The organism is Denitromonas iodatirespirans (assembly GCF_018524365.1).
Classification (GTDB): Bacteria; Pseudomonadota; Gammaproteobacteria; order Burkholderiales; family Rhodocyclaceae; genus Nitrogeniibacter; species Nitrogeniibacter iodatirespirans.
The window spans coordinates 19,652-42,200 of record NZ_JAEKFT010000025.1 but is presented as its reverse complement, the minus strand read 5'-3'; the positions used below and the strand labels follow the sequence as shown (position 1 = coordinate 42,200).

Annotated in this window: 26 protein-coding genes; 17 read left to right on the top strand and 9 right to left on the bottom strand. The window is 67.5% G+C overall.

Annotation, left to right across the window (positions count from 1 at the left end; translation table 11 throughout):
* Positions 1 to 34: 34 nt before the first annotated feature.
* The 3 genes from I8J34_RS18460 to I8J34_RS18450 all read right to left on the bottom strand — a co-directional run bounded on the left by I8J34_RS18460 (position 35) and on the right by I8J34_RS18450 (position 2,193).
* The gene (locus tag I8J34_RS18460; RefSeq protein ID WP_214363103.1) at positions 35 to 595 is read right to left on the bottom strand and encodes a YbhB/YbcL family Raf kinase inhibitor-like protein; all 561 of its coding nucleotides are present in this window, start codon (positions 593 to 595) and stop codon (positions 35 to 37) included.
* Between the two features lie 94 nt (positions 596 to 689).
* Complete coding sequence (locus I8J34_RS18455) at positions 690 to 1,505, bottom strand: helix-turn-helix transcriptional regulator (RefSeq protein WP_214363102.1); 816 nt, start codon at positions 1,503 to 1,505, stop codon at positions 690 to 692.
* 10 nt (positions 1,506 to 1,515) lie between these two features.
* Positions 1,516 to 2,193: a helix-turn-helix transcriptional regulator gene (locus I8J34_RS18450; RefSeq protein ID WP_214363101.1), complete on the bottom strand. Its 678-nt coding sequence runs from the start codon at positions 2,191 to 2,193 to the stop codon at positions 1,516 to 1,518.
* Positions 2,194 to 2,301: 108 nt separating this feature from the next.
* Here I8J34_RS18450 and I8J34_RS18445 point away from each other — a divergent pair, with 108 nt between their 5' ends.
* The 5 genes from I8J34_RS18445 (at position 2,302) to nusB (ending at position 5,458) form a co-directional block, all read left to right on the top strand.
* On the top strand, positions 2,302 to 2,670 hold the full coding sequence (locus I8J34_RS18445; protein WP_214363100.1) for a VOC family protein: 369 nt from the start codon (positions 2,302 to 2,304) through the stop codon (positions 2,668 to 2,670).
* A gap of 88 nt (positions 2,671 to 2,758) precedes the next feature.
* A complete protein-coding gene (locus tag I8J34_RS18440; protein ID WP_214363131.1) occupies positions 2,759 to 3,358 on the top strand; it encodes a riboflavin synthase in 600 nt (199 codons plus the stop codon).
* A gap of 43 nt (positions 3,359 to 3,401) precedes the next feature.
* Positions 3,402 to 4,532, top strand: a complete 1,131-nt coding sequence (ribBA, locus tag I8J34_RS18435) for a bifunctional 3,4-dihydroxy-2-butanone-4-phosphate synthase/GTP cyclohydrolase II (protein WP_214363099.1) — start codon at positions 3,402 to 3,404, stop codon at positions 4,530 to 4,532.
* Positions 4,533 to 4,535: 3 nt separating this feature from the next.
* A complete protein-coding gene (ribH, locus tag I8J34_RS18430) occupies positions 4,536 to 5,009 on the top strand; it encodes a 6,7-dimethyl-8-ribityllumazine synthase (RefSeq protein ID WP_214363098.1) in 474 nt (157 codons plus the stop codon).
* Complete coding sequence (gene nusB, locus I8J34_RS18425; RefSeq protein WP_214363097.1) at positions 5,006 to 5,458, top strand: transcription antitermination factor NusB; 453 nt, start codon at positions 5,006 to 5,008, stop codon at positions 5,456 to 5,458. Before ribH ends, nusB begins: the two co-directional genes overlap by 4 nt.
* A gap of 74 nt (positions 5,459 to 5,532) precedes the next feature.
* Here the strand turns inward: nusB and I8J34_RS18420 are convergent, their stop codons facing one another.
* From I8J34_RS18420 to I8J34_RS18410, 3 genes are read right to left on the bottom strand one after another with little or no spacing between them, the layout of a single operon-like run.
* A complete protein-coding gene (locus I8J34_RS18420) occupies positions 5,533 to 6,738 on the bottom strand; it encodes an osmoprotectant NAGGN system M42 family peptidase (protein WP_214363096.1) in 1,206 nt (401 codons plus the stop codon).
* On the bottom strand, positions 6,738 to 8,486 hold the full coding sequence (gene ngg / locus I8J34_RS18415; RefSeq protein ID WP_214363095.1) for an N-acetylglutaminylglutamine synthetase: 1,749 nt from the start codon (positions 8,484 to 8,486) through the stop codon (positions 6,738 to 6,740). Before ngg ends, I8J34_RS18420 begins: the two co-directional genes overlap by 1 nt.
* A 6-nt stretch (positions 8,487 to 8,492) precedes the next feature.
* Positions 8,493 to 10,265, bottom strand: coding sequence for an N-acetylglutaminylglutamine amidotransferase (locus I8J34_RS18410; protein WP_214363094.1), 1,773 nt, complete (start codon positions 10,263 to 10,265; stop codon positions 8,493 to 8,495).
* Positions 10,266 to 10,480: 215 nt separating this feature from the next.
* On the opposite strand from I8J34_RS18410, the gene thiL reads away from it, so the two are divergent.
* The 11 genes from thiL (at position 10,481) to I8J34_RS18355 (ending at position 18,413) form a co-directional block, all read left to right on the top strand.
* Positions 10,481 to 11,443, top strand: coding sequence for a thiamine-phosphate kinase (gene thiL, locus I8J34_RS18405; protein ID WP_214363093.1), 963 nt, complete (start codon positions 10,481 to 10,483; stop codon positions 11,441 to 11,443).
* A 137-nt stretch (positions 11,444 to 11,580) separates the two neighbouring features.
* Positions 11,581 to 12,063: a phosphatidylglycerophosphatase A family protein gene (locus tag I8J34_RS18400; RefSeq protein WP_214363092.1), complete on the top strand. Its 483-nt coding sequence runs from the start codon at positions 11,581 to 11,583 to the stop codon at positions 12,061 to 12,063.
* Positions 12,064 to 12,067: 4 nt separating this feature from the next.
* Complete coding sequence (locus tag I8J34_RS18395) at positions 12,068 to 12,571, top strand: CinA family protein (RefSeq protein ID WP_214363091.1); 504 nt, start codon at positions 12,068 to 12,070, stop codon at positions 12,569 to 12,571.
* A gap of 29 nt (positions 12,572 to 12,600) precedes the next feature.
* Positions 12,601 to 13,638, top strand: coding sequence for a recombinase RecA (gene recA, locus I8J34_RS18390; RefSeq protein WP_214363090.1), 1,038 nt, complete (start codon positions 12,601 to 12,603; stop codon positions 13,636 to 13,638).
* Positions 13,639 to 13,646: 8 nt separating this feature from the next.
* On the top strand, positions 13,647 to 14,093 hold the full coding sequence (recX, locus tag I8J34_RS18385) for a recombination regulator RecX (protein WP_214363089.1): 447 nt from the start codon (positions 13,647 to 13,649) through the stop codon (positions 14,091 to 14,093).
* Positions 14,080 to 14,802 (top strand): LPS export ABC transporter ATP-binding protein, encoded by a 723-nt coding sequence (lptB, locus tag I8J34_RS18380; RefSeq protein WP_214363088.1) that lies wholly within the window; start codon positions 14,080 to 14,082, stop codon positions 14,800 to 14,802. The genes recX and lptB overlap by 14 nt, the downstream gene beginning before the upstream one ends.
* A gap of 12 nt (positions 14,803 to 14,814) precedes the next feature.
* A complete protein-coding gene (locus I8J34_RS18375; protein WP_214363087.1) occupies positions 14,815 to 16,227 on the top strand; it encodes an RNA polymerase factor sigma-54 in 1,413 nt (470 codons plus the stop codon).
* Between the two features lie 14 nt (positions 16,228 to 16,241).
* The gene (gene hpf / locus I8J34_RS18370) at positions 16,242 to 16,565 is read left to right on the top strand and encodes a ribosome hibernation-promoting factor, HPF/YfiA family (protein WP_214363086.1); all 324 of its coding nucleotides are present in this window, start codon (positions 16,242 to 16,244) and stop codon (positions 16,563 to 16,565) included.
* A 122-nt stretch (positions 16,566 to 16,687) separates the two neighbouring features.
* Complete coding sequence (ptsN, locus tag I8J34_RS18365; RefSeq protein WP_214363085.1) at positions 16,688 to 17,176, top strand: PTS IIA-like nitrogen regulatory protein PtsN; 489 nt, start codon at positions 16,688 to 16,690, stop codon at positions 17,174 to 17,176.
* Complete coding sequence (gene hprK / locus I8J34_RS18360) at positions 17,145 to 18,083, top strand: HPr(Ser) kinase/phosphatase (protein ID WP_214363084.1); 939 nt, start codon at positions 17,145 to 17,147, stop codon at positions 18,081 to 18,083. Before ptsN ends, hprK begins: the two co-directional genes overlap by 32 nt.
* A 105-nt stretch (positions 18,084 to 18,188) precedes the next feature.
* Entirely contained in the window at positions 18,189 to 18,413 is a 225-nt protein-coding gene (locus I8J34_RS18355; protein WP_214363083.1) for a PsiF family protein, read from the top strand.
* Positions 18,414 to 18,482: 69 nt separating this feature from the next.
* Here the strand turns inward: I8J34_RS18355 and I8J34_RS18350 are convergent, their stop codons facing one another.
* The 3 genes from I8J34_RS18350 to I8J34_RS18340 all read right to left on the bottom strand — a co-directional run bounded on the left by I8J34_RS18350 (position 18,483) and on the right by I8J34_RS18340 (position 21,235).
* A complete protein-coding gene (locus tag I8J34_RS18350) occupies positions 18,483 to 19,352 on the bottom strand; it encodes an adenylate/guanylate cyclase domain-containing protein (RefSeq protein WP_214363082.1) in 870 nt (289 codons plus the stop codon).
* Positions 19,353 to 19,473: 121 nt separating this feature from the next.
* Positions 19,474 to 20,382, bottom strand: coding sequence for a tRNA 2-thiocytidine(32) synthetase TtcA (gene ttcA / locus I8J34_RS18345; protein ID WP_230411905.1), 909 nt, complete (start codon positions 20,380 to 20,382; stop codon positions 19,474 to 19,476).
* 130 nt (positions 20,383 to 20,512) lie between these two features.
* Positions 20,513 to 21,235, bottom strand: coding sequence for a pteridine reductase (locus tag I8J34_RS18340; protein ID WP_370661892.1), 723 nt, complete (start codon positions 21,233 to 21,235; stop codon positions 20,513 to 20,515).
* Positions 21,236 to 21,380: 145 nt separating this feature from the next.
* Here I8J34_RS18340 and I8J34_RS18335 point away from each other — a divergent pair, with 145 nt between their 5' ends.
* Positions 21,381 to 22,541, top strand: a complete 1,161-nt coding sequence (locus I8J34_RS18335) for a class I SAM-dependent methyltransferase (protein WP_214363080.1) — start codon at positions 21,381 to 21,383, stop codon at positions 22,539 to 22,541.
* Positions 22,542 to 22,549: the final 8 nt, after the last annotated feature.

Below are 22,549 nucleotides of genomic sequence, written 5' to 3'. Positions count from 1 at the left end.
GGTTAAAACCGGCCCTACACCGCGTCGCGCGTCCTTATCGCGAATACGTCGCCGTCAGGCTCGCCGAGCCCAGGCTATTGGCGCGCATCATGAAACCCGCCAGCGCCGCCGTGGCATTGGCCGGCAGATCCAGATGCGAGGTCTTCAGCGCATACACCGTGAACACATAACGATGCGTACCATGCCCGACCGGCGGGCAGGGGCCGCCGTAGCTCGGCGCGCCGAAGTCGGTGCCGATCTGGCGCGCGCCCTCGGGCAGTTTGCCCGGCGCAGTGCCGGCACCGGCGGGCAGGGCCAGCGTCTGGGCCGGCAGATTCACCACCACCCAGTGCCACCAGCCGCTGCCGGTGGGCGCATCCGGGTCATACATGGTGAGGGCGTAGCTCTGCGTGCCGGCCGGCGGGTTGCGCCAGGTCAGCGCCGGCGAGACATTGCCGCCGTCGCAGCCGAAGCCCTTGAACACCTGCTGCTCGCTCATGCGTGCGCCCTCGGCGACATCGGGGCTGGTGAGGGTGAAGCCGTCGGCGCAGGCAGCGCCGCTGGCAATCAAGGCCGCGGCGGCGAGGCTGTGGACAAGCCGTGTTTTCGAGATCATGGATCGACTCCTGTGTGCCGGTTGAGTCCCTGCACATTAGCGCAACGCCGGGCCGCCCCCTGCCCGCAAACCGTCAAGGACTGTGCCGAAGCGATCAGCCGCGCAGCTGCGAGGGCGAGACGCCGAAGCGCTGCTTGAAGCGCGCCGCGAAACGCGAGGGCGAGGCATAGCCGCATTCGGCGGCGATGCGCTGCAGGCTCAGCGCGCTGCCCTGGATCAGCGCCAGGCCAGTGGACATGCGCACATCGTCGCGCAGCTGGCGAAAGCCGGTCGCTTCGCTGCGCAGCGCACGGCGCAGGCTGGCCTCGCTCATGTGCAGGCGCCGCGCCACCGTGCCGGCTGCCCATTCGGCCGCCGGCTCCTCGGCGAGAATCGCACGCACCCGCTCGGCCACCGTGGCCACGGTGGCGATGCGGCACCAGCAGCCCAGATCGTCGAGGGCGATCAGCAGCTCTTCGAGCCGATGGCGGATCACCCGGTCCGACACATCCGCGCCGGCCAGCATGCCGGCGGCAGCATGGCGCACCGCCTGGGCCACTGCCGAGCCGGCCGGCGGCTGGGCCAATGCCTGCCAGGCGGTGGCCGGCGGCACACCGCGCGCGGCGGCATGGGCACGCACCAGGTCGGGCGCGACGGCCACGCAGGTGGCGGCATACAGGCCATCGGCGTCGGGCGTGTTGCGCATGTGGGCGGTCACGCCAGCATTGATGAACAGCCACTGGCCGGGGCTGGCCTCGAGCTGCCGTTCGCCGACACGCAGCGTCTTGTGGCCGCGGGTGACGAGGATCACGCAGGGGTCGGGAAAGGGCACGTCGGCGATGCGCTGTTCGCGCTGCACCCGCAATTCGAGCGTGCCGCCCAGGCCGGGCCGGGCCACGCAGGTCGCCGCCGGCATCACTGCCACATCCATCGTCATCGCCTCAGTCGCATTGCACGGCGTCAATATAGTCTTGCAGACGCCGTCCGCGCGAGGCGTCGAAGCGCTCGGCGAGGATGTCGATGCCGCCGATGCGGTCGAGCCGGAAGCTGCGGAAATCGTCACGCAGCTCGCACCAGGCGGCCAGCGTCCAGCTGTTGCCCCAGAAGACCATCCCCAGCGGCCACAGCACCCGCTGCGAGGACTCGCCGTCGGCGCGCACATAGTCGATGCGCACCTTCTGCGCACCGGCCATGGCCTGGCGCAGGCTGGCCAGCGGCGCCACCATGGCCGGCGACACATGGAAGGCGGGCACGATCACCGGTGCCTCGCGCAGGCTGCGCCGCGCCGCCGGCATGACGGCGTCGATCCGCGCCAGCGCCAGCTCGGCCGCCCGCCGCAAGGCCGGATCGGCCCAGCCGCCGACCATGCGCAGGCCAACCGCCAGCGCCGACAGTTCGTCCTCGGAAAAATGCAGCGGCGGCAGCCGGTAGTCGCGCCGCAGGCGGTAGCCGATGCCGGCCTCGCCGTCGATCGGCGTGCCCGAGGCGACCAGGTCGGCCACGTCGCGATAGATGGTGCGCTCGGACACTTCGAGCAGTTCCGCCAATCGGCGGGCAGTCATCACCGTCGCCCCGCCGAGCAGGGTGACGATCCGGAACAGGCGGTCGGCACGTCGCATCACATCTCTCCTCCAAGGCCCGCATGATGCCCGATGTCTCCTGCCACCATGCTGTCAGTAGCACCGAGGAATACTTGCCGGGCATTTTCAACCCAACGGAGCATTCCCATGAAAAACGCCCTCAACTGGTTCGAGATCCCGGTCGCCGACATGACCCGCGCCTGCCGCTTCTATGGCCATGTCCTCGACACCACCATCACCCCCGACACCATGTGCGGCGGCCAGATGGCCCCGCTGCCCTACGCCGACGGCGCGGTCGGCGGCAGCCTGTTCAAGCATGACGACCTGCAACCGTCGGCCCAGGGCACGCTGGTGTACCTGAACGGCGGCGACGACTTGGCGCCCTTCCTGGAACGCGTCAGCGCCGCCGGCGGCAGCATCACCCTGCCCAAGACCGAGATCAGCCCGGAGATCGGTTACATGGCGCTGTTCATCGACAGCGAAGGCAACCGGGTCGGGGTGCATTCGCCGAACTGAGTCCCGCCATGGCGCCGTCCGCAACGCAGCCGGCCGGACGGCGCCAAAATCGCTTAAAATGCAACGTTTTAAGCGCAGCGCTGACCCCATGTTCTCCGGCATCGTGGCCGCCACCGGCCAAATCCAGTCGATCACCCCCCTCGAAGACGGCGTGCGCCTGAGCGTCGATACCGGCGCGCTCGGCCTGGCCGACGTGGCCATCGGCGACAGCATCGCCAACAACGGCGTGTGCCTCACCGTGGTGGCCATGGACGGCCGCTCCGCGCAGTTCGACGTCTCGCGCGAGACGCTCAACTGCACCGTCGGGCTCGACACCGCCGGCGCCGAGGTCAACCTCGAAAAGGCCTTGCGTGCCGACGACCGGCTCGGCGGGCATATCGTCACCGGCCATGTCGATGGCGTGGGCGAGGTGCTCAAGTTCGCGCCGGTGGGCGAGAGCCACGAGTTGGTGATCCGCGCGCCGCACGCGCTGGCCGGCTACATCGCGCGCAAGGGCTCGATCACCGTCAATGGCGTGAGCCTCACCGTCAATGCCGTGACCGGCACCGATTTCTCGATCAACCTGATCCCCCACACCGTCGAGGTCACCACGCTCAAGCAGCTGGCACCGGGCGCGCGGGTCAATCTGGAGATCGACATCATCGCCCGCTACGTCGAGCGCATGCTCGCCTGGCGCCAGGGCGAATAAGAACAGCACCGAACCGCGGCCACCGGCCCGACAGGAGAACACCGTGAGCGCACTGGCGCCAATCACCGAGATCATCGAAGACATCCGCGCCGGCCGCATGGTCGTGCTGGTGGACGAGGAAGACCGCGAAAACGAGGGCGACCTGGTCATCGCCGCCGAGCATGTCACGCCCGAGGCGATCAACTTCATGGCCAAGTACGGCCGCGGCCTGATCTGCCTGACGCTGACCGAGGCGCGCTGCGCCCAGCTCGGCCTGTCGCAGATGGCGCGCAGCAACAAGAGCTCGCACGGCACCGCCTTCACGGTGTCGATCGAGGCCGCCGAAGGCGTCAGCACCGGCATCTCGGCCGCCGACCGCGCGCTCACCGTGCAGCGCGCCGTGGCCCGCAACGCCAAGCCGGCAGACATCGTCCAGCCCGGCCACATCTTCCCGATCATGGCCCGCCCCGGCGGCGTGCTGATCCGCGCCGGCCATACCGAAGCGGGCTGCGACCTGGGCGCCATCGCCGGGCTGGAGCCGGCCGCGGTGATCTGCGAGATCATGAACGACGACGGCTCGATGGCCCGCCTGCCCGACCTGGTCCCCTTCGCCAAGCAGCACGGGCTCAAGATCGGCGCGATCCGCGACCTGATCGAATACCGCGCCGCCACCGAGCACCTGATCGAGCGCGTCTCCGAAAAAACCGTCAACACCGCGCACGGCCCCTTCCGCCTGTGCGCCTTCGAGGACAAGACCTCGGGCGACATCCACCTGGCCATGGCCTGCGGCACCATCACCGCCGACACCGAAGCGCTGGTGCGGGTGCACGAGCCGATCTCGGTCATCGACTTTCTCGACACCGGCAGCGACCGCCACAGCTTCCCGGTCGATGCGGCGCTCAAGACCATCGCCGAGGCCGGCGCCGGCGTACTGATCATGCTCTATCGCCCGCAGACCGGTCGCGACCTGCTGGCCCAGCTCACCAACGACCCGGCCGTGCCGCGCCCCGCCGTCAAGTGGGACCCGCGCCTGTTCGGCGTCGGCGCGCAGATCCTGCGCGATCTGGGGGTCGGCAAGATGCGCCTGCTCGCCAGCCCGCGCAAGATCCCCAGCATGGCCGGCTTCGGACTCGAAGTGACCGGCTACCATCCGGCCTGCGAAGCCACCGACTCCACCGACTCTTCAGAGGCCTGAGCCATGCCCCGCTTTGAAAACATCACCGAAATCACCCCGAATCTCGACGGCAGCGGCCTGAGCATTGGCATCGTCATGAGCCGCTTCAACCAGGACGTGTGCGAGGGCCTGCTCTCCGCCGCGGTCGACGAGCTGCTTAATCTCGGCGTCTCCGACGAAGACATCCTCATCACCACCGTGCCCGGCGCGCTGGAGATCCCGCTGGTGCTGCAGACCATGGCCGACTCCGAGCAGTTCGACGCGCTGATCGCCCTCGGCGCGGTGATCCGCGGCGAGACCTACCACTTCGAGATCGTCTCCAACGAGATGGCCGCCGGCATCAACCGCATCGGCCTCGACACCGGCATGCCGATCGCCAACGGCGTGCTCACCACCGAGGACGACGACCAGGCGCTGGCACGCATGCACGAAAAGGGCGGCGACTGCGCCCGCACCGCGGTCGAGATGGTCCACCTGCTGCGCGCGGTGGTGGCATGAGCAGCAAGTCCGCCCGCCGCCGCGCCCGCGAGTTCGCCCTGCAGGGCATCTACCAGGCCCTGCTCTCCGGCAACGGCATCGCCCTGATCGAAGACCAGGTGCAGCAGGCGCCCGGCTTCGACAAGGCCGACCGCGAGCTGTTCACCACCTTGCTGCGCGGCACGCTCAACGACACCGCCGCCCTCGAAGCGCAGTTCGCGCCCTTCACCGGCCGCGCGGTGGCCGAGCTGTCGCCGATCGAGCGCGCCGTGCTGCTGCTGGCCACCCATGAACTGGAGCGCCACATCGAGGTGCCCTACAAGGTGGTCATCAACGAAGCCATCGAACTGGCCAAGGCCTACGGCGGCACCGACGGGCACCGCTTCGTGAACGGCGTGATGGACAAGGTGGCCGCCCAGTTGCGGCCGGTCGAGGTCGCGGCACGCGAGGCCGAGCGCAAGGGCGGCTGAGCGCGCATCGCCGGACCTCGGTTCACGAAAAAGGCCGCGTTCGTCGCGGCCTTTTTCATGCCTGCGGCCCTGCGTCACTCGCTTTCGTTGCCGCCCGCCTTCGTGTCGTGCGTCATGAAGTCGCCCGGCGTCGGCAGCGGATTGCTCGGCACGACCATGTCCTCGGGACTGAGCTGCTCGGTGAAGCCATCGAGCGAGCCCAGCATCCGTTCGTCGCGACGCGCCACCGGCTTGCTCATCAAATAGTAGGTGGTGAGCCGGGTCAGCGCGGCCAGTGCGCCCCGGTGGGTGCGCTCATAGGCATGCGAGGCGTCGGCACCGAAGCCGATCAGCGCGGTGCGGATGTCGTTGCCGGCCTCGACCGCGGCGGCGCTGTCGCTGCGGTAGAAGCGGAACACATCGCGCCGATGCGAGATGTTGTACTTCTCGGCGATGCCGATCAGCTTACGCGTGAGGTGGTAGTCGAAGGGGCCGGCCATGTCCTGCATGCAGATGGTGACGGCGTGCTCGTCGGTGTTCTGGCCCGGCGCGGCAATCGCGATGTCGAGGCTGAGCATCTCGGCGATGTCGCCATGCAGCGCGGCCGAGGCGCCGGAGCCGACCTCTTCGGTGATGGTGAACAGCGGATGCACGTCCACCGGCGGGGTCATCTTGCCGTCCTGCACCGACTTGCAGGCGGTGAGCAGCGCGGCGACGGCGGCCTTGTCGTCGAGATAGCGGGAGATGATGTAGCCGTTGGGGCAGATCTCCGGCTGCGGGTCGAAGGCGATGGTGTCGCCCACCCGCAGGCCAGCCGCTTCGAGATCCATGGCGTTGCGTGCCGGCACATCGACCCGCACCTCGACATGGTCCCAACTGCTCGGCTGGGTGTCGACCTCCGGCCCGAAGGCATGGCCCGAGGTTTTCAGCGGCAGGCAGGTGCCGCGTACCTGGCCCTTGTCGGTGAAGACGGTGAGCCGGCCGCCCTCGGCGAAACGCGAGGACCAGTGGCCGATCGGCACGATGCCGAGACGGCCGTTGGGCTTGATCTCGCGCACCATCGCACCGAGGGTGTCGAGATGGGCCACGATGGCCCGCGCCGGTCGCGGCTCCTCGCCCTTGAGCGTGGCGCGGATGGCCCCGCGGCGGGTCATTTCATAGGGGATACCCATCGCTTCGAGCTGGCCGGCGGTGTAGCGTGCGACCGCGTCGGTGTAGCCGACCGGGCTGGGAATCGCCAGCAGCTGAAGCAGGGTTTCTTCGAGGTAGTCGTAGTCGAAGGGATAGTCTTTGTTGGCCATCAGCGCTCTCCTTGGTGGGGTTGGGCCCGGGTGCGCGGAAACAGCAGGTCGATGAAACGTTCTGCGGTCGGCTGGGGCTCATGGTTGGCCAGGCCGGGGCGTTCGTTGGCCTCGATGATCACGTACTCGGCCTCGGCCGGATCGGGGACGATGAAGTCCAGGCCAGTGACCGGGATGTCCAGCGCCCGCGCGGCGGCCTCGGCATCGCGGCGCAGCACCGGGTGCAGACTGTCGGTGACGTCATGGATGGTGCCGCCGGTGTGCAGATTGGCGGTGTTGCGCACCGTCAGCTCGGTCTCGGCGCTCAGCACGTCGTCCAGCGCATAGCCGCGCCCAGCCACGCAACGCTGTGTTTCCGCATCCATCGGAATGCTCGATTCGCCGTCGGTGGCCGCTTGGCGCCGCCGGCTCTGCTTCTCGATCAGTGCGCGGATGGTGCTCACGCCGTCGCCGACCACCATCGGCGGGCGGCGCACCGCAGCTGCCACGACCTGGAAATCGATGACCACGATGCGCAGGTCCTGCCCCGGGCAGAAGGCCTCGATCAGCACGCGATCGCAAAAGTGGCGGGCGCGTTCGATGGCGGCGGTCAGCTCGTCTGTGGTGGTGATATTGACGCTGATGCCCTTGCCCTGCTCGCCCTCGACCGGCTTGACCACCACCGCGCCCTGGGCGGCGAGGAACTCGGCATCGGCCGGCGAGCCGTCGGCGACCCGCTGCGCCGGCACCTTGAGCCCGGCCTCGGCAAGCAGCCTGAGCGTCACCCGCTTGTCCTGGCAACGGCTCATGGCGATGGCCGAGGTCAGCTCGGTGAGCGACTCGCGGCACACCAGGCTGCGCCCGCCCAGCGAGAGCCGGAAGTATCCGTTGGCCGCGTCGAGCACCTCGACATGGATGCCGCGCTTGCGCGCCTCGTCGGTGATCAACCGGGCATAGGGGTTGAGGTCGGCCTCTTTCTCGACCGGCTGGGTGTAGAAGGGCTCGTTGATGGCGTTGCGCCGCTTGACCGCGAACACGCTGATGCGCTGGAAGCCGAGCTTCTCGTAGAGGGCGATGGCCTGCGCGTTGTCATGCATCACCGACACGTCCATCCAGGCGCGTCCGCGGGCCTGGAAATGCTCGGCCAGATAGCGCACCAGCGCCTCGCCGACGCCCGGGTGGGCCGCCTGCGGCGCCACCGCCAGCGACCACAGGCTGCTGCCCGCCTGCGGGTCGGCGAAGGCCTCGACATGGTCGAGCCCCATCGCCACGCCGATGATCTCGCCGCTGTGGCGGTCTTCGGCCAGCGCCCAGGTGATGTGCCGCTCGGCACGCTGGCGCCATACCCGTTGCGGCTCGACCGGCACCATCTTGCGGCTGCCGTAGAGGGCGTTGATCGCCGCCACGTCGCTGCGCGTACGCAGGCGCCGCAAGGTGAAGCCCCGGCGCCCGGCGCGCTGCGGCCGATAGCCGCCGAGGCCGAGGCGAAAGGTCTCGGACGGATCGACGAACAATTGCTGCGGCGCCTGCGCCACCACCACATGCGGTCGCGCCACGTAGAAGGCGATGTCGCGCTGCCCGGGCCGCTCTTCGAGCAGCGCCGCGGCCAGCTCCCCCGGCGTGGTGTAGGTCTGTGCCGGCAGCCAGCGTCCCCAGCCGCACTCGACCACCCCGTTGGCCGGCATGTCGCGATAGTCGGGCTGCCCGGCCGACAAATGCAAGGGCTGGCTGCCGGGGCGCAGGGCGCGGGTAACGTGTTTTCTGATCATGTCGGCTCAGGGAAGATGGGTCTGCAGCCACCACTCCAGCAGGCCGAGCTGCCAAAGCTTGGAGCCGCGCAGCGGGGTGATGTGCTCGCCCGGACTGGCCAGCAGCTTCTCGACATAGCCGGGCTGGAACAGCCCGCGTTCGCGGGCGGCGCGGCTGCTCAGCGCGTCGCGCACGGTATCGAGCACCGAGCCTTGCAGATACTTGAGCGCCGGCACCGGGAAGTAGCCCTTGGGCCGGTCGATGACGGCCGCCGGGATGACCCGCCGAGCGGTCTCCTTGAGCACGCCCTTGCCGCCATGGGCCAGCTTGTGACGGGCCGGGATGCGCGCGGCAAACTCGACCAGCTCGTGGTCGAGGAAGGGCACCCGTGCCTCCAGGCCGAAAGCCATGGTCATGTTGTCCACCCGTTTGACCGGATCGTCGACCAGCATCACGGTGGTGTCGAGGCGCAGCGCCTGATCGACCGGGTCCTCGGCGCCCGGCAGGGCAAAGCGCTCGGCCACGAAGCGGCCGCTGAAATCCTCGGCGTGATAGGCGGTTTGCACCACCTGCTTATATTCAGCGTAGTCACGATCGCGGAAGGCGGCCAGGTAGTCGCCGACCGGATCGGTGCTGCCGTCGAGCTTGGGATACCAGTGGTAGCCGCCGAAGACCTCGTCCGCCCCCTGGCCGCTCTGCACCACCTTGGTATGGCGCGACACCGCCTCGGAGAGCAGGTAGAAGCCGATGCAGTCATGGCTGACCATCGGCTCGCTCATCGCCTCGACCGCTTCGGGCAGGCGCTTGAGCAGGTCGGCCTCGGGCACGAAGATGCGCTCATGGCGGGTCTCGAAACGGTCGGCGACGATCTGCGCGTATTCGAACTCGTTGCCCTTCTCGCCGCCCACATCCTCGAAGCCGACGTTGTAGGTGTGCAGGTCGCGCACCCTGGCCTCGGCCATCAGGCCGACGATCAGGCTCGAATCGACGCCGCCCGAGAGCAGCGCGCCGACCGGCACGTCGGCCACCAAGCGGCGCTTGACCGCCGCGCGCAGCTGTTCGAGCAGCAGATCGCACCAGTCGTCGAAGCTGCGCGCCTCGTCCTCGGCGGTGCGCACCGCCTGCAGCGACCAGAAGGTCTTCTCCTCCCGACGGCCATCGGGGTGCACCACCATCAGCATGCCCGGCGCCAGCTTGCGCACGCCCTTGAGCAGGGTATAGGGCGCCGGCACCACGGCATGGAACGAGAGATAACTGTTGAGCGCCACCGGATCGATGCTGCTATCCACGCCGCCGGCCTGGAGCAGTGCCGGCATCGACGAGGCGAAGCGCAAGGCGCCGTCGACCTCGGTGTAATAAAAGGGCTTGATGCCGAGCCGGTCGCGGCCGAACACGACCTTGCCGGAGTCGCGCTCCCAGATAGCGAAGGCGAACATGCCGTTGAGCCGCTGCACGAAGTCCAGCCCCCAGGCGTGATAGGCCTTGAGCAGCACTTCGGTGTCGCCATGCGAGTAGAAGGAATACCCCAGGCCTTCGAGCTCGGCGCGCAGCTCGGGGTGGTTGTAGACCGCGCCGTTGAACACGATACCGACGCCCAGCGCCGGGTCGAACATCGGCTGCTGGGCCGCCTCTGACAAATCCATGATCTTCAGTCGGCGATGACCGAAACCGCGCCCCAACTGAACGTCCAACCCGGCGCCGTCTGGCCCGCGTCGCGTCTGCGCCGCCACCATCCGCCCCAAGGCCGTGGCGTCGGGCATGGCCCCGTCGAACCGGATCTCACCTGCTATTCCACACATGCACTGTCCTCATCACTTGGCCGCGCGGGCCAAAGCGCGCGCGGCGGAACCCTTAGCCGATGCATTGTAACAAAATTGTTTTGCACAAAGGTTTCAAGACGAAACGAATACCCGATTCGCATTTCTTGAAGACCCCTCCACGACCGGCGCCGCTCGCCGCTTGGGCCGAACGGCCGGCCGCGCTATGCTGGCTGCCCACGACTCGTGACCCGACCATGGCTTCCGAATTCGATCTCATCCGCCGCCATTTTTCGCGCCCCACCCGCCACACCGACCTGGCCGGCGGTGACGACGCGGCGCTGTGGCGCGTCGCGCCCGGGCATCAGCTGGTGGTGTCTGTCGACATGTTGGTCGAAGGCCGGCACTTCTTCGCCGACACCGACGCCCGCGATCTGGGCTGGAAAAGCCTGGCGGTGAACGTGTCCGACATCGCCGCGATGGGCGCCGCACCGCGCTGGGCGCTGCTGGCGCTGGCCCTGCCCGAGGCCGACGAGGCCTGGCTGGCGGCCTTTGCCGACGGCTTCTATGCCTGCGCCGAGGCCTTCGACGTCGATCTGGCCGGCGGCGACACCACGCGCGGGCCGCGCAACCTGAGCATCACGATCTGTGGCGAAGTGCCCACTGGCACCGCCATCCGCCGCGACGGCGCGCGCGCGGGCGACGATCTGTGGGTCTCCGGGCAGCCCGGCCGGGCCGCGCTCGCCCTGTGGCACCTGCGCGACCACCTCCCGCTGGCCGCCCCACACCGCGACGCCTGCCTCGCCGCCCTGCACCGCCCGCAGCCGCGCACCGACCTTGGGCCGGCGCTGCGCGGCATCGCCAGCGCCATGCTGGATGTCTCGGACGGCCTGCTCGGCGATCTCGGCCACATCCTCGACGCCAGCGGCGTGGGCGCCGAGATCGACGCCGCACGGCTGCCCGAGGCCCTGCTGGTGGACGCCTGCGCAGATGCCGCGCGTGCGCGCCTGGCCTGTTTGTCCGGCGGCGACGACTACGAATTGCTGTTCACCGCCCCGGCCGAGCGGCGCGCCGACATCGACGCCCTCAGCCAGCGCCTGGCGCTGCCGCTGCATCGCATCGGCCACATCACGCCGCCAACGCAGGGCCTGCGCCTGCGCGAGGCCGACGGCACCGCCGTACCGCTGACCCGTAACGGCTTCGACCACTTCACCGGCTGAGTCCGAATGAAGCCATCGTCACACCGGGGGCGCCGGCGAATCCCCCAGGCCGCCATCGGGCCGCCCGGTCGATTCATTGGCGCGTTCTGAGCCCGTTCTGAGCCTATACTCCGCCATTTCGCCTCCGCCCCGACCCGATGCGCCCGACCGTCCAGTTTCTCTTTGCCCACCCCGCGCATTTCATCGCCCTCGGCCTCGGCTCGGGCCTGTCGCCCAAGGCCCCCGGCACCGCCGGCACACTGGCCGCCTGGCTGCTGTTCCCAGTGCTGCATGCGCCGCTGGGCGATGCCGCCTTTCTGGTCTTCCTGCTCACCGCCTTCGTCTTCGGCATCGTCGCGGCCGATCGCACCGGCCGGGCGCTCGGCGTGTCGGACCATGGCGCCATCGTCTGGGACGAGATGGTGCCGTTCTGGCTGGTGCTCCTCTTCACGCCCGACACGCTGGCCTGGCAACTGGCCGCCTTCGTGCTGTTCCGCCTCTTCGACATCGTCAAGCCGCAGCCCATCAAATGGGCCGACAGCAAGGTCAAGGGCGGCTTCGGCGTGATGCTCGACGATGTCATCGCGGCCGGCTACACCTTGCTGGTGCTGGCCATTGCCGCCCGTCTGCTGGACCATTGAGCCCATGGATGCCGAACTCGACGCCCTCGCCCAACGCACCGGCCAGTGGCTGCTCGACCGCCAGTGGCGCCTGGTTACCGCCGAGTCGTGCACCGGCGGCTGGATCGCCCAGGCACTGACCGCCATCGCCGGCAGCTCCGACTGGTTCGACAGCGGCTGGGTGACCTACTCCAACGCCGCCAAGATGCGCCAACTGGGCGTGCCGACGACGCTGCTCGACAGCGTCGGCGCGGTCAGCGAGCCGGTGGTCGCCGCCATGGCCGCCGGCGCCCTGGCGCACAGCGACGCCCAGGTGGCGATTGCGGTATCGGGCATCGCCGGCCCGACCGGCGGCCGCCCCGGCAAGCCGGTGGGTACCGTATGCTTCGCCTGGGCGCAGCCGGCGCAAGCGCCGGTCACCGAGACCCGCCAGTTCGCCGGCGACCGCGAATCGGTCCGCCGACAGGCCGTGATCCACGCCCTCCAACAGCTCCTTATCACCGACATGCCAGCAAAGTCTGTGCCATAATCCAACGCACGTTTTAAGAGGACCCCACGATGGACGACAACAAGGCCAAAGCCCTCGCCGCGGCGCTCGCGCAAATCGAAAAGCAGTTCGGCAAAGGCTCGATCATGCGCATGGGTGACGGCGATGTCGCCAAGGACATCCAGACCGTTTCCACCGGCTCCGTGGGCCTCGACATCGCACTGGGCCTGGGCGGATTGCCGCGCGGCCGGGTGGTCGAAATCTACGGTCCGGAATCTTCCGGCAAAACCACGCTGACCCTGCAGGTCATCGCCGAGATGCAAAAACTCGGCGGCACCGCGGCCTTCATCGACGCCGAGCATGCGCTGGACGTCAACTACGCCGAAAAGCTCGGCGTGAAAGTGGCCGACCTGCTCATCTCCCAGCCCGACACCGGCGAGCAGGCGCTCGAGATCACCGACATGCTGGTGCGCTCCAGCGGCGTGGACGTGGTGGTGGTCGACTCGGTTGCCGCCCTCACCCCCAAGGCCGAAATCGAAGGCGAGATGGGCGACCAGCTGCCCGGCCTGCAGGCCCGCCTGATGAGCCAGGCGCTGCGCAAGCTGACCGCCAACATCAAGCGCAGCAACACCCTGGTGATCTTCATCAACCAGATCCGCATGAAGATCGGCGTGATGTTCGGCAGCCCCGAAACCACCACCGGCGGCAACGCGCTCAAGTTCTACTCCTCGGTGCGCATCGACATCCGCCGCACCGGCGCGATCAAGAAGGGCGACGAGGTCATCGGTTCGGAAACCCGCTGCAAGGTGGTCAAGAACAAGGTGGCGCCGCCGTTCAAGCAGGCCAGCTTCGACATCCTGTACGGCGAAGGCATCTCCCGGGAAGGCGAGATCATCGACCTGGGCGTCGAGGCCAATGTGGTCGACAAGGCCGGTGCCTGGTATTCCTACGGCGGCACCAAGATCGGCCAGGGCAAGGACAACACGCGCGAGTTCCTGCGCAGCAACCCGGCGCTGGCGCGCGAGATCGAAAACAAGGTACGGGCGCACTTCAGCCTGCCGGCGATGCCGGTCATCGCCGAAGCCGCAGCGGAGCCAAGCGAGGCCTGACGCACGGCATGAGCGAGCCACTCAAGGCGCGTGCGCTGCGGCTGCTGTCGCAGCGCGACCACAGCCGCGCCGAGCTGACCCGCAAGCTGGCCACGCACGGCAGCGACGAAGACATCGCCGCCGTGCTCGACCGACTCGCGGAAGTGGACCTTCAGTCGGACCTCCGCTTTGCCGAAAGTTATGTACGCAGCCGCCAATCGCGCTTTGGCAGCCGGCGCATCGTGCAAGACCTGAAGCAGCGCGGCGTGAGCGACGAGATCATCGCCGCGGCGCTGGATGAAGGGCGCGACAGCGACGACATCACCCGCGCGCGGGATGTCTGGGCAAAGAAGTTCGGGGCAGCGCCGGCCGATGCCCGGGAGTGGGCGCGGCAGGCGCGGTTTCTTCAGGGGCGCGGCTTTGGTGCCGATGTGATTCACAGAATATTGAAAGACCGCGACGATGAGTCTGCTTAAGGTCACCGGACTACGAAAGAAATACCGGGCGCGCACCGTGGTGCACGACGTCTCTTTCGACGTCGGCAGCGGCGAGGTGGTCGGCCTGCTCGGCCCCAACGGCGCCGGCAAGACCACCTGTTTCTACATGATCGTCGGCCTGGTGGCGGCCGACGGCGGCGAGATCACCCTCGACGACGAGCGCCTCACCCACCTGCCGATCCATGCTCGCGCCCGGCTCGGTCTGTCCTACCTGCCGCAGGAGATGAGCGTCTTTCGCAAGCTCACGGTGGCGGAGAACATCCAGGCCGTGCTCGAGTTGCAAGGCCTGCCGGCCGAGCAGGTCCGCGACCGGCTCGACGAATTGCTCCACGAACTGGGCATCGCTCATCTGCGCGACAACACTTCGGTCTCGCTCTCCGGGGGCGAACGGCGCCGCTGCGAGATCGCCCGCGCGCTGGCCACCTCGCCGCGCCTGATCCTGCTCGACGAGCCCTTCGCCGGGGTCGATCCGATTGCCGTGCTGGACATCCAGAAGATCATCCGCTATCTCAAGGAGCGCGGCATCGGGGTGCTGATCACCGACCACAACGTGCGCGAAACGCTGGGCATCTGCGAGCGGGCCTTCATCATCAACGCCGGCGAAGTCCTCGCCAGCGGAACGCCGAACGACATCGTCACCAATGACCAGGTGCGACGGGTCTATCTGGGCGAGCACTTCCGCCTCTGAGGCCGCACCATCATGAAGCCGACGCTCCAGCTCAAACTCTCCCAGCACCTCACGCTCACGCCGCAGTTGCAGCAGTCGATCAAGCTGTTGCAACTGTCGACCATCGAGCTGAACCAGGAAATCGAGCAGGCCTTGCTCGACAACCCGCTGCTCGAACGCGACGACGATCCGCGCGACGACGCCCGCGAGACGCCGCCCGAAGCGCCCACCGAAGGCCCCAGCGAACGCGACGAGCCGGCCGCCGAGTCGCCGCTCGACGACATGGGCGACTGGATGAGCGTGGGCACCGGCAGCACCACCCATCGAGACGACGAGGACGACTCCGATTTCCAGTCCTTCCATGCCGCCGAGATCACGCTGCGCGAACACCTCGACCAGCAGGTCGCGCTCACCCCGCTGTCCGACCGGGATCGCGCCCTGGTGCGCTTCCTGATCGAAGCGCTGGACGACGACGGCTACCTGAGCCAACCGCTCGAAGAGCTGTTGCCGCTGCTGTCCGACGATGCCGAGATCGAACTCGACGACCTGCAGATCGCACTCCAGCATCTGCAGCAGCTCGATCCGGCCGGCGTCGGCGGGCGCACCCCGGGCGAGTGCCTGGCGCTGCAACTGCGCACCCTGCCCGAGAGCGACACCCGCCGGCTGGCGCTGGCAATCGTCACCGAGCATCTCGAGACGCTCGCCCAGCGCGACTTCAACCGCCTGCGCCGCACCCTGCAGTGCTCGGAAGACGCCCTGCGCGAAGCCCACCACCTGATCTGCAGCCTCAGCCCGCGCCCCTGTGCCCGCTTCGCGGTCAACGACACCCGCTATGTGATTCCCGACGTGGTGGTGCGCAAGTACAAGGGGCGATGGACCGCCGTGCTCAACGCCGACGCCATGCCCCGGCTCAAGGTGAACGCGCTGTACGCCAAGCTGCTGCAGCAAAATCGCGGCAACAACGGCGACCTGGGCGGCCAGCTGCAAGAGGCCAAATGGCTGATCAAGAACGTCCAGCAGCGCTTCGACACCATCCTGCGCGTGGCCCAGTCAATCGTTGACCAACAGCGCCAGTTCTTCGATTATGGCGAGGTGGCAATGCGTCCACTGACCCTGCGGGAGATCGCGGAAGAGCTGGAACTGCACGAGTCCACCATCTCCCGCGTCACCACCCAGAAGTTCATGTCCACGCCGCGCGGCGTACTGGAGTTCAAGTATTTCTTTGGCAGCCATGTCGCCACCGATACCGGCGGGGCCGCCTCGTCGACGGCCATCCGGGCGCTGATTCGCCAACTGGTGGATGCCGAAGACAGCAAAAAACCTCTATCCGACGCAAAAATAGCCGATTTACTTAGCCAGCAGGGCATGGTTGTGGCCAGACGGACGGTCGCCAAGTACCGCGAGTCCCTCAACATCCCGCCGGTCAGCAAGCGCAAGACGATCTGACAACAGGAGCGATCATGAATCTCACTATCACCGGACACCATGTTGAAGTCACCCCCGCCATCCGGGAATACGTCAATGCCAAACTGGATCGCGTGATCCGGCATTTCGACAACGTCACCAGCGTGAACGTCATCCTGTCGGTGGAAAAGCTCGTTCAGAAATCCGAAGTGACGCTGCATGTCCGCGGCAAGGACCTGTTTGCCGAGAGCACCGATGAAGACATGTACGCCGCCATCGACACCATGGCCGACAAGCTCGACCGTCAGGTGATCAAGCACAAGCAGAAAGTTCAGGATCACGCCCACGACGCGCTCAAGCATCAAAACAGCGAAGCGTGACCGATTCCCTCGGCGCCCGTCCGGTGGGTTGCGTTTATAATGGGCCTGTCTCACCCCGTTGATATTTCCGCACCCACCGTCGGGTCAGTTCAGCCCGTCTCAAAGGGCGCCAAGTTCGTTCCATGAATCTCATCGCCCCTCTCCTCTCCCCCGATAACGTCCTCGTCGACCTCGACGCCAGCAGCAAGAAGCGTGTCTTCGAGCAGGCCGGCCTGATCTTCGAGAACAACCAGAGCATCGGCCGCAGCGTCGTTTTCGACAGCCTGTTCGCCCGCGAACGGCTCGGTTCCACCGGTCTCGGGCAGGGGGTCGCCATCCCGCACGGCCGCATCAAGGGCCTGAAGGAAGCCACCGGCGCGGTGATCCGGCTGAGCACGCCGATTCCCTTCGATGCGCCCGATGGCAAACCGGTCAGCCTGCTGTTCGTGCTGCTGGTGCCCGAGCAGGCCACCGAGCATCACCTGCAACTGCTGTCGGAGCTGGCGCAGCTGTTCAGCGACGCCGCCTTCCGCGAGCGCGTTGCCGAAGCGACCGACGCCGCCGCCGTCCACGCCCTGTTCACCACCTGGGGTACTGCCCATGCGGCAGACCAGCGTCGCGCGGCTCTTTGAGAAACTTGCCAAGCGCCTGCAGCTGACCCATATCAGCGGTCGTCTCGACCGCTCGCTGTCCGTCACCGAAGCGCACACCTGGCCCGCCGATCTGGTCGGCCATCTCAACCTGATCCACCCCGATCGTTTCCAGATCCTCGGCACCGCCGAGATGGCCTGGGCGCGCAAGCAGTCCGGCGACAAGGTCGCCCACCATGTGCGCGAGATCCTCGCCGCCCGGCCGCCGGCGATCATCGTCGCCGACGACTGCGAGATCCCGGGCATCATCCAGCGCTGCTGCGAAGAGGTCGACGTCGCCCTGTTCACCTCGCCCATGCCGTCGGCCAGCGTGGTCGACCTGCTGCGCCTGTTCCTGTCGCGCGAACTGGCCGAGCGCACCGCTTTGCACGGCGTGTTTATGGACGTTCTGGGGCTTGGCGTGTTCATCACCGGCGACTCCGGCGCCGGCAAGTCGGAGCTGGCCCTGGAGTTGATCTCGCGCGGGCACGGACTGGTCGCCGACGACATGGTCGATTTCGCCCGCATCGCGCCCAATACGCTCGAAGGACGCTGCCCCGAGTTGCTCGAAAACTTCCTCGAGGTCCGCGGCATCGGCATTCTCAACATTCGCACCATCTTCGGCGAGACCGCCTGCCGGCGGAAGATGCAGCTCAAGCTGATCGTCTACCTGCAGCGCCGCCAGCCGGGCGACAGCGACCCGGCCCGCTTGCCCATCGGTTATGACACCCAGGACATCCTCGGCGTCCCGATCCGCAAGGTCGTGCTGCCCGTGGCCGCCGGGCGCAACATCGCCGTCCTGCTCGAAGCAGCCGTGCGCAACACCATTCTCCAGTTGCGCGGCATCGACTCCACCCAGGAGTTCATCGCCCGCCAGCGAGAATTGCTGATCAGCAACGACCCCGACTGAATTCCGTCCGTACACCGAATTGCGCCAGCACGGTTGCCGCATCGTCGCGCGACCGTGCTATATTCATTCTTCATTTATGACGTTACGATAAATCGAGGAGACCCGATGAATACAGCACGCAAGATGGCCGCACTCGCAAGCTTGGCGTTGTTCATGGCTCAACCGCTGGGCGCGCTGGCCAATCCGCAGCATGACCGCATGCGTAACTGCAACAAGACCGCCAAGGAAAAGGCGCTCAAGGGCGACGAGCGCAAGGCCTTCATGAAGACCTGCCTGTCGACCAAGACCTCCGCCGCGCCTGTTGCGTCGGCCAAGCCGATCAAGAAGTAACCGCCGACGGTCGGCCTACAAAAAAACGCCCCGGTTCTGCCGGGGCGTTTTTGTGTCGGGGCGCAGCGCTCAGACGATTTCGAAGAACACCAGATCGCGCTCGACCTCCAGCGCCGAAAAGCCGCAGCCGATCCGCCCTTGCCCGGCGAGCAAGGCCTCGCCACCGCGGATGCACTGCTCGCTCCCCGACTCGCTGGCCACGAAAGTGCCGTTGGTACTCTGATCCACCAGAAAGAAGCCCTCGCGGCGACGCTCAACCCGTGCATGCTGCCGGGAGGTGCGCGGATCGATCACCACCACGTCGTTCCCCATCTCGCGTCCGAGCAGCAGGATCGGCCGCAGCTCCTCGATCAGGTGCACGTCCTGTTGATGGCGCAGGCGCAGGCGCTGGCTCACCCGCGCGGCCGGCGGCACCGAGGTGGCCACCCCGCTACGGCTGGCCAGCGCGAACACCGGCCACTCGAAGCCCTCGACTTTCAGCCCCGCCTCATCGCGCTCGCGGATTGCCTGCCGCGAGGCGGGCGACAGCAGCAGCACGGTCGCTCCGCTGACCAAGGCCTGCCCCGCGTGGGCCATGCCGGCCAGACGCATGGCGACCGACAGGGCTTCGCCGGATGGCGGACCTTCCAGGTCGAGGGCGCCATAATGCACGCCGATCCGGATGCCGAGCCGCACGCCGCGCACCGGCGGCAGACTGGCCACGCGGTCGATCATTTCGCTGGCGGCCAGCACGGCACCATCGCAACGCTCGAAGGCGGCACAGATCTCGTCGGAGGCGCGCCGCAGGATGTCGCCGCCATGCCCCTCGACCACTCGCTCGATGCGGTTCATGCTGCGCTCGATCGCGTGCCCGGCCTCGGTCTCGCTCAATAGCGCGGCCAGCCGCTCGCCACCGACCAGCTCGGCATACATCAAGCAAGCATTACGTTGTTGTGCCATGGATCGTTCCACGTCCCGGTTTCCTCCTCAGCGGCGCAGGCTGCGCCAACGGCAATTCCGGGCTACTGTTATCGTTTTATGATCGGTCAATGCCCAAATGGGTGCAAGTGCCGGCATGGGCTCAGCGCTCCCGCGCCAGGGGCATCATCGGCACCACGCCTTGCGGTGCGCTCGGCAGGCTCGGCGGGTCGAAGGCCAGGTCGCCCTCGCTCACCGGCGTGTCGCGCGTCAGCCCCTTGAAATCGAACAGGCTCGCATCGGCCAGGTGCGACGGCACCACGTTGCGCATGGCGGTGGTCAGCGATTCGATGCGGCCCGGAAACTGCTGTGCCCAGCTCTGCAGCATCGCCTTGATCTGCTTGCGCTGGGCGTTCTCGAGCGAGCCGCACAGATTGCACGGAATGATCGGGTAGTCCATGCCGCGGGCAAAACGCGCAATGTCGGCCTCGGCGCAATAGGCCAGGGGGCGGATCACCATGTGCTCACCGTCGTCGCTCACCAGTTTCGGCGGCATCGACTTGATGCGCCCGCCGAAGAACATGTTGAGGAACAGGGTCTCGATCATGTCGTCGCGATGGTGGCCGAGGGCGATCTTGGTGGCGCCCAGTTCGCGCGCGGTGCGATAGATGATGCCGCGACGCAGGCGCGAGCACAGCGAACAGGTGGTCTTGCCTTCGGGAATCTTGTCCTTGACGATCGAATAGGTGTCTTCGGTGACGATGCGGTATTCGACACCGATCGACGCGCAGTAGTCGGGCAGCACATGGTCCGGGAAGCCGGGTTGCTTCTGGTCCAGGTTCATGGCAATGACCCGGAAGTCGACCGGTGCGCGTTCGCGCAGCGCCAGCAGGATCGACAGCAAGGTGTAGGAATCCTTGCCGCCGGACAGGCACACCATGACCGTATCGCCGGCCTCGATCATGTTGAAGTCGGCGATGGCTTCGCCCACCGCGCGCTCGAGTTTCTTCTTGAGGCGCAGGAAGGTATTGGAATGACGCCCCTCGGGCGCGTCGTTCAGCACAGTGGACATGGACCGTCTGGCCTTCATCGTAGAGTGCGCGGGCAATGCGCAATGTTGCGACGCAGCATATCACTCTAACCCTTTCAATATCAAGAGGATAGCTGCCGATTCAAACAATCGTTCATTCGAAAACGACGCATCACAGATGCGCACTTCGCCCACCGTCGACAGCCAGGATCTGGCCGGTCACGTAGGCGCCGTCAAAGAGCAAAAAACACACCGCACCGGCAATATCGGCCGGCGAGCCTTCGCGCTTGAGCAAGGTGTGCCCGACGACATCGGCACGCCGCGCCGGATCGAACTGCCCATCCTCCGGCCACAGCACGGCCCCCGGCGCCACGCCGTTGACCCGCACCGCCGGCGCCAGCTCGATCGCCATCGCCCGGGTGAGGCCGAGCAGCCCCGCCTTCGCCGCGCAATAGACCGGGTAGCCGGCCAGCGGCCGCTCGGCATGGACATCCACGATGTTGACGATGGCCCCGCCCGCCGCCTGCAGGGCCGGGGCTGCCGCCTGCATGAGAAACAGCGGTGCCTTGAGGTTGGAGCCGACCAGGTCGTCCCAGGCGGCCTCGTCGATCCGCCCCACCGGGGTGGGGAAGAAGCTGGACGCGTTGTTCACCAGGCCATCCAACCGGCCGAAGTGGCCGACGACACGCTCGACCAACCCGGGCAGCCCGGCAGTGTCGGCAAGATCGGCCTCGAATACCGCCGCCGACGCCGGGCGCTGCGCATTGAGCGTTTCGACCAACGCCCTGGCCGCGTCGGCCGACTGACGATAGTGCACGGCCACGCGAGCACCGCGGGCATGCAGCGCACGGGCGATCTGCGCTCCCACGCGGCGCGCAGCACCGGTGACGAGCACGACGGGCGAATTCTCCGAAACAGGCACAGCGGCGCTCCCGACGGGAAGGTATGACAATAGCGCGCAGTATCCCATACCCGGCCGCAGGGCTGACGACAAGCCTTCCTGGCCAATGTAAACTTTGTGTCTTTGCCCGGAACCACCCATGAACCTGCCCGCCCCGTCGGACGAAGCCCGCGCGCAGAGCGACGCCCTCGTCGCCCGTCTGCGCCACCGTATTGCCGACGCTGGCGGCTGGATCAGTTTTGCCGACTACATGCATCAGGCCTTGTACACCCCCGGCCTGGGTTACTACAGTGGCGGCGCGCACAAATTCGGCGCGGCCGGCGACTTCATCACCGCCCCCGAACTCACGCCACTGTTTGGCCAGGCCTTGGCGCAACAAGTCGCCGAAGTGCTTGCCCAGAGCGCGCCGCAGGTGCTGGAAGTGGGCGCCGGCACCGGTCATCTGGCCGCCGATTTGCTGCTGGCGCTCGACCGGCTCGGCCGCGCCCCGGCGCAGTATGCGATCCTCGAAGTCTCCGGTGAATTGCGCCAGCGCCAGGCCGACACCCTGCGCGCGCGGGTCGGCGCGCTGGCCGACCGGGTGCACTGGATCGACCAGCTGCCCGAGCGTTTCTCCGGTGCGGTGGTGGCCAACGAAGTGCTCGACGTGATGCCCGTGCATCTGCTCGCCTGGCGCGACGGCGACATGTTCGAACGTGGCGTGTCGGCCGATGCCGACGGCACGCTACGCTGGGCCGACCGCCCCGCCGATGCGCGCCTGCGCGCCGCCGCCGAGGCCTTGAACGCACCGATGCCGAGCGACGGCGAATATGTGAGCGAGCTGAATCTGGCCGGCCCGGCCTGGGTCGCCGACTGGCGCCAGCGCCTCGACACCGGAGCGCTGATCCTCATCGACTACGGCTATCCGCGCGCCGAGTATTACCTGCCCAGCCGCAGCAGCGGCACGCTCTTGTGCTACTACCGCCACCATGCCCACGGCGATCCGTTCCTGTGGCCGGGGCTCAACGACATCACCGCCTTCGTGGATTTCACCGCCGTTGCCGAAGCGGCCCATGCGGCCGACCTGGCCATCTACGGCTACACCAACCAGGCGAGTTTTCTGTACAACTGCGGAGTGCTGGAATTGCTCGCCGAGCGCGGCGATCCGACCAAGCCGGACTACATCCGTGCGGCGCGCGCGGTGCACCGGCTGACGGCACCGCAGGAAATGGGGGAGCTGTTCAAGGTGATGGCGGTCGGCAAGGGCCTGGCCGAGCCTCTGCTCGGCTTTTGCCGCGGCGATCGCCTGCACGGCCTGTAGGCCGCAGG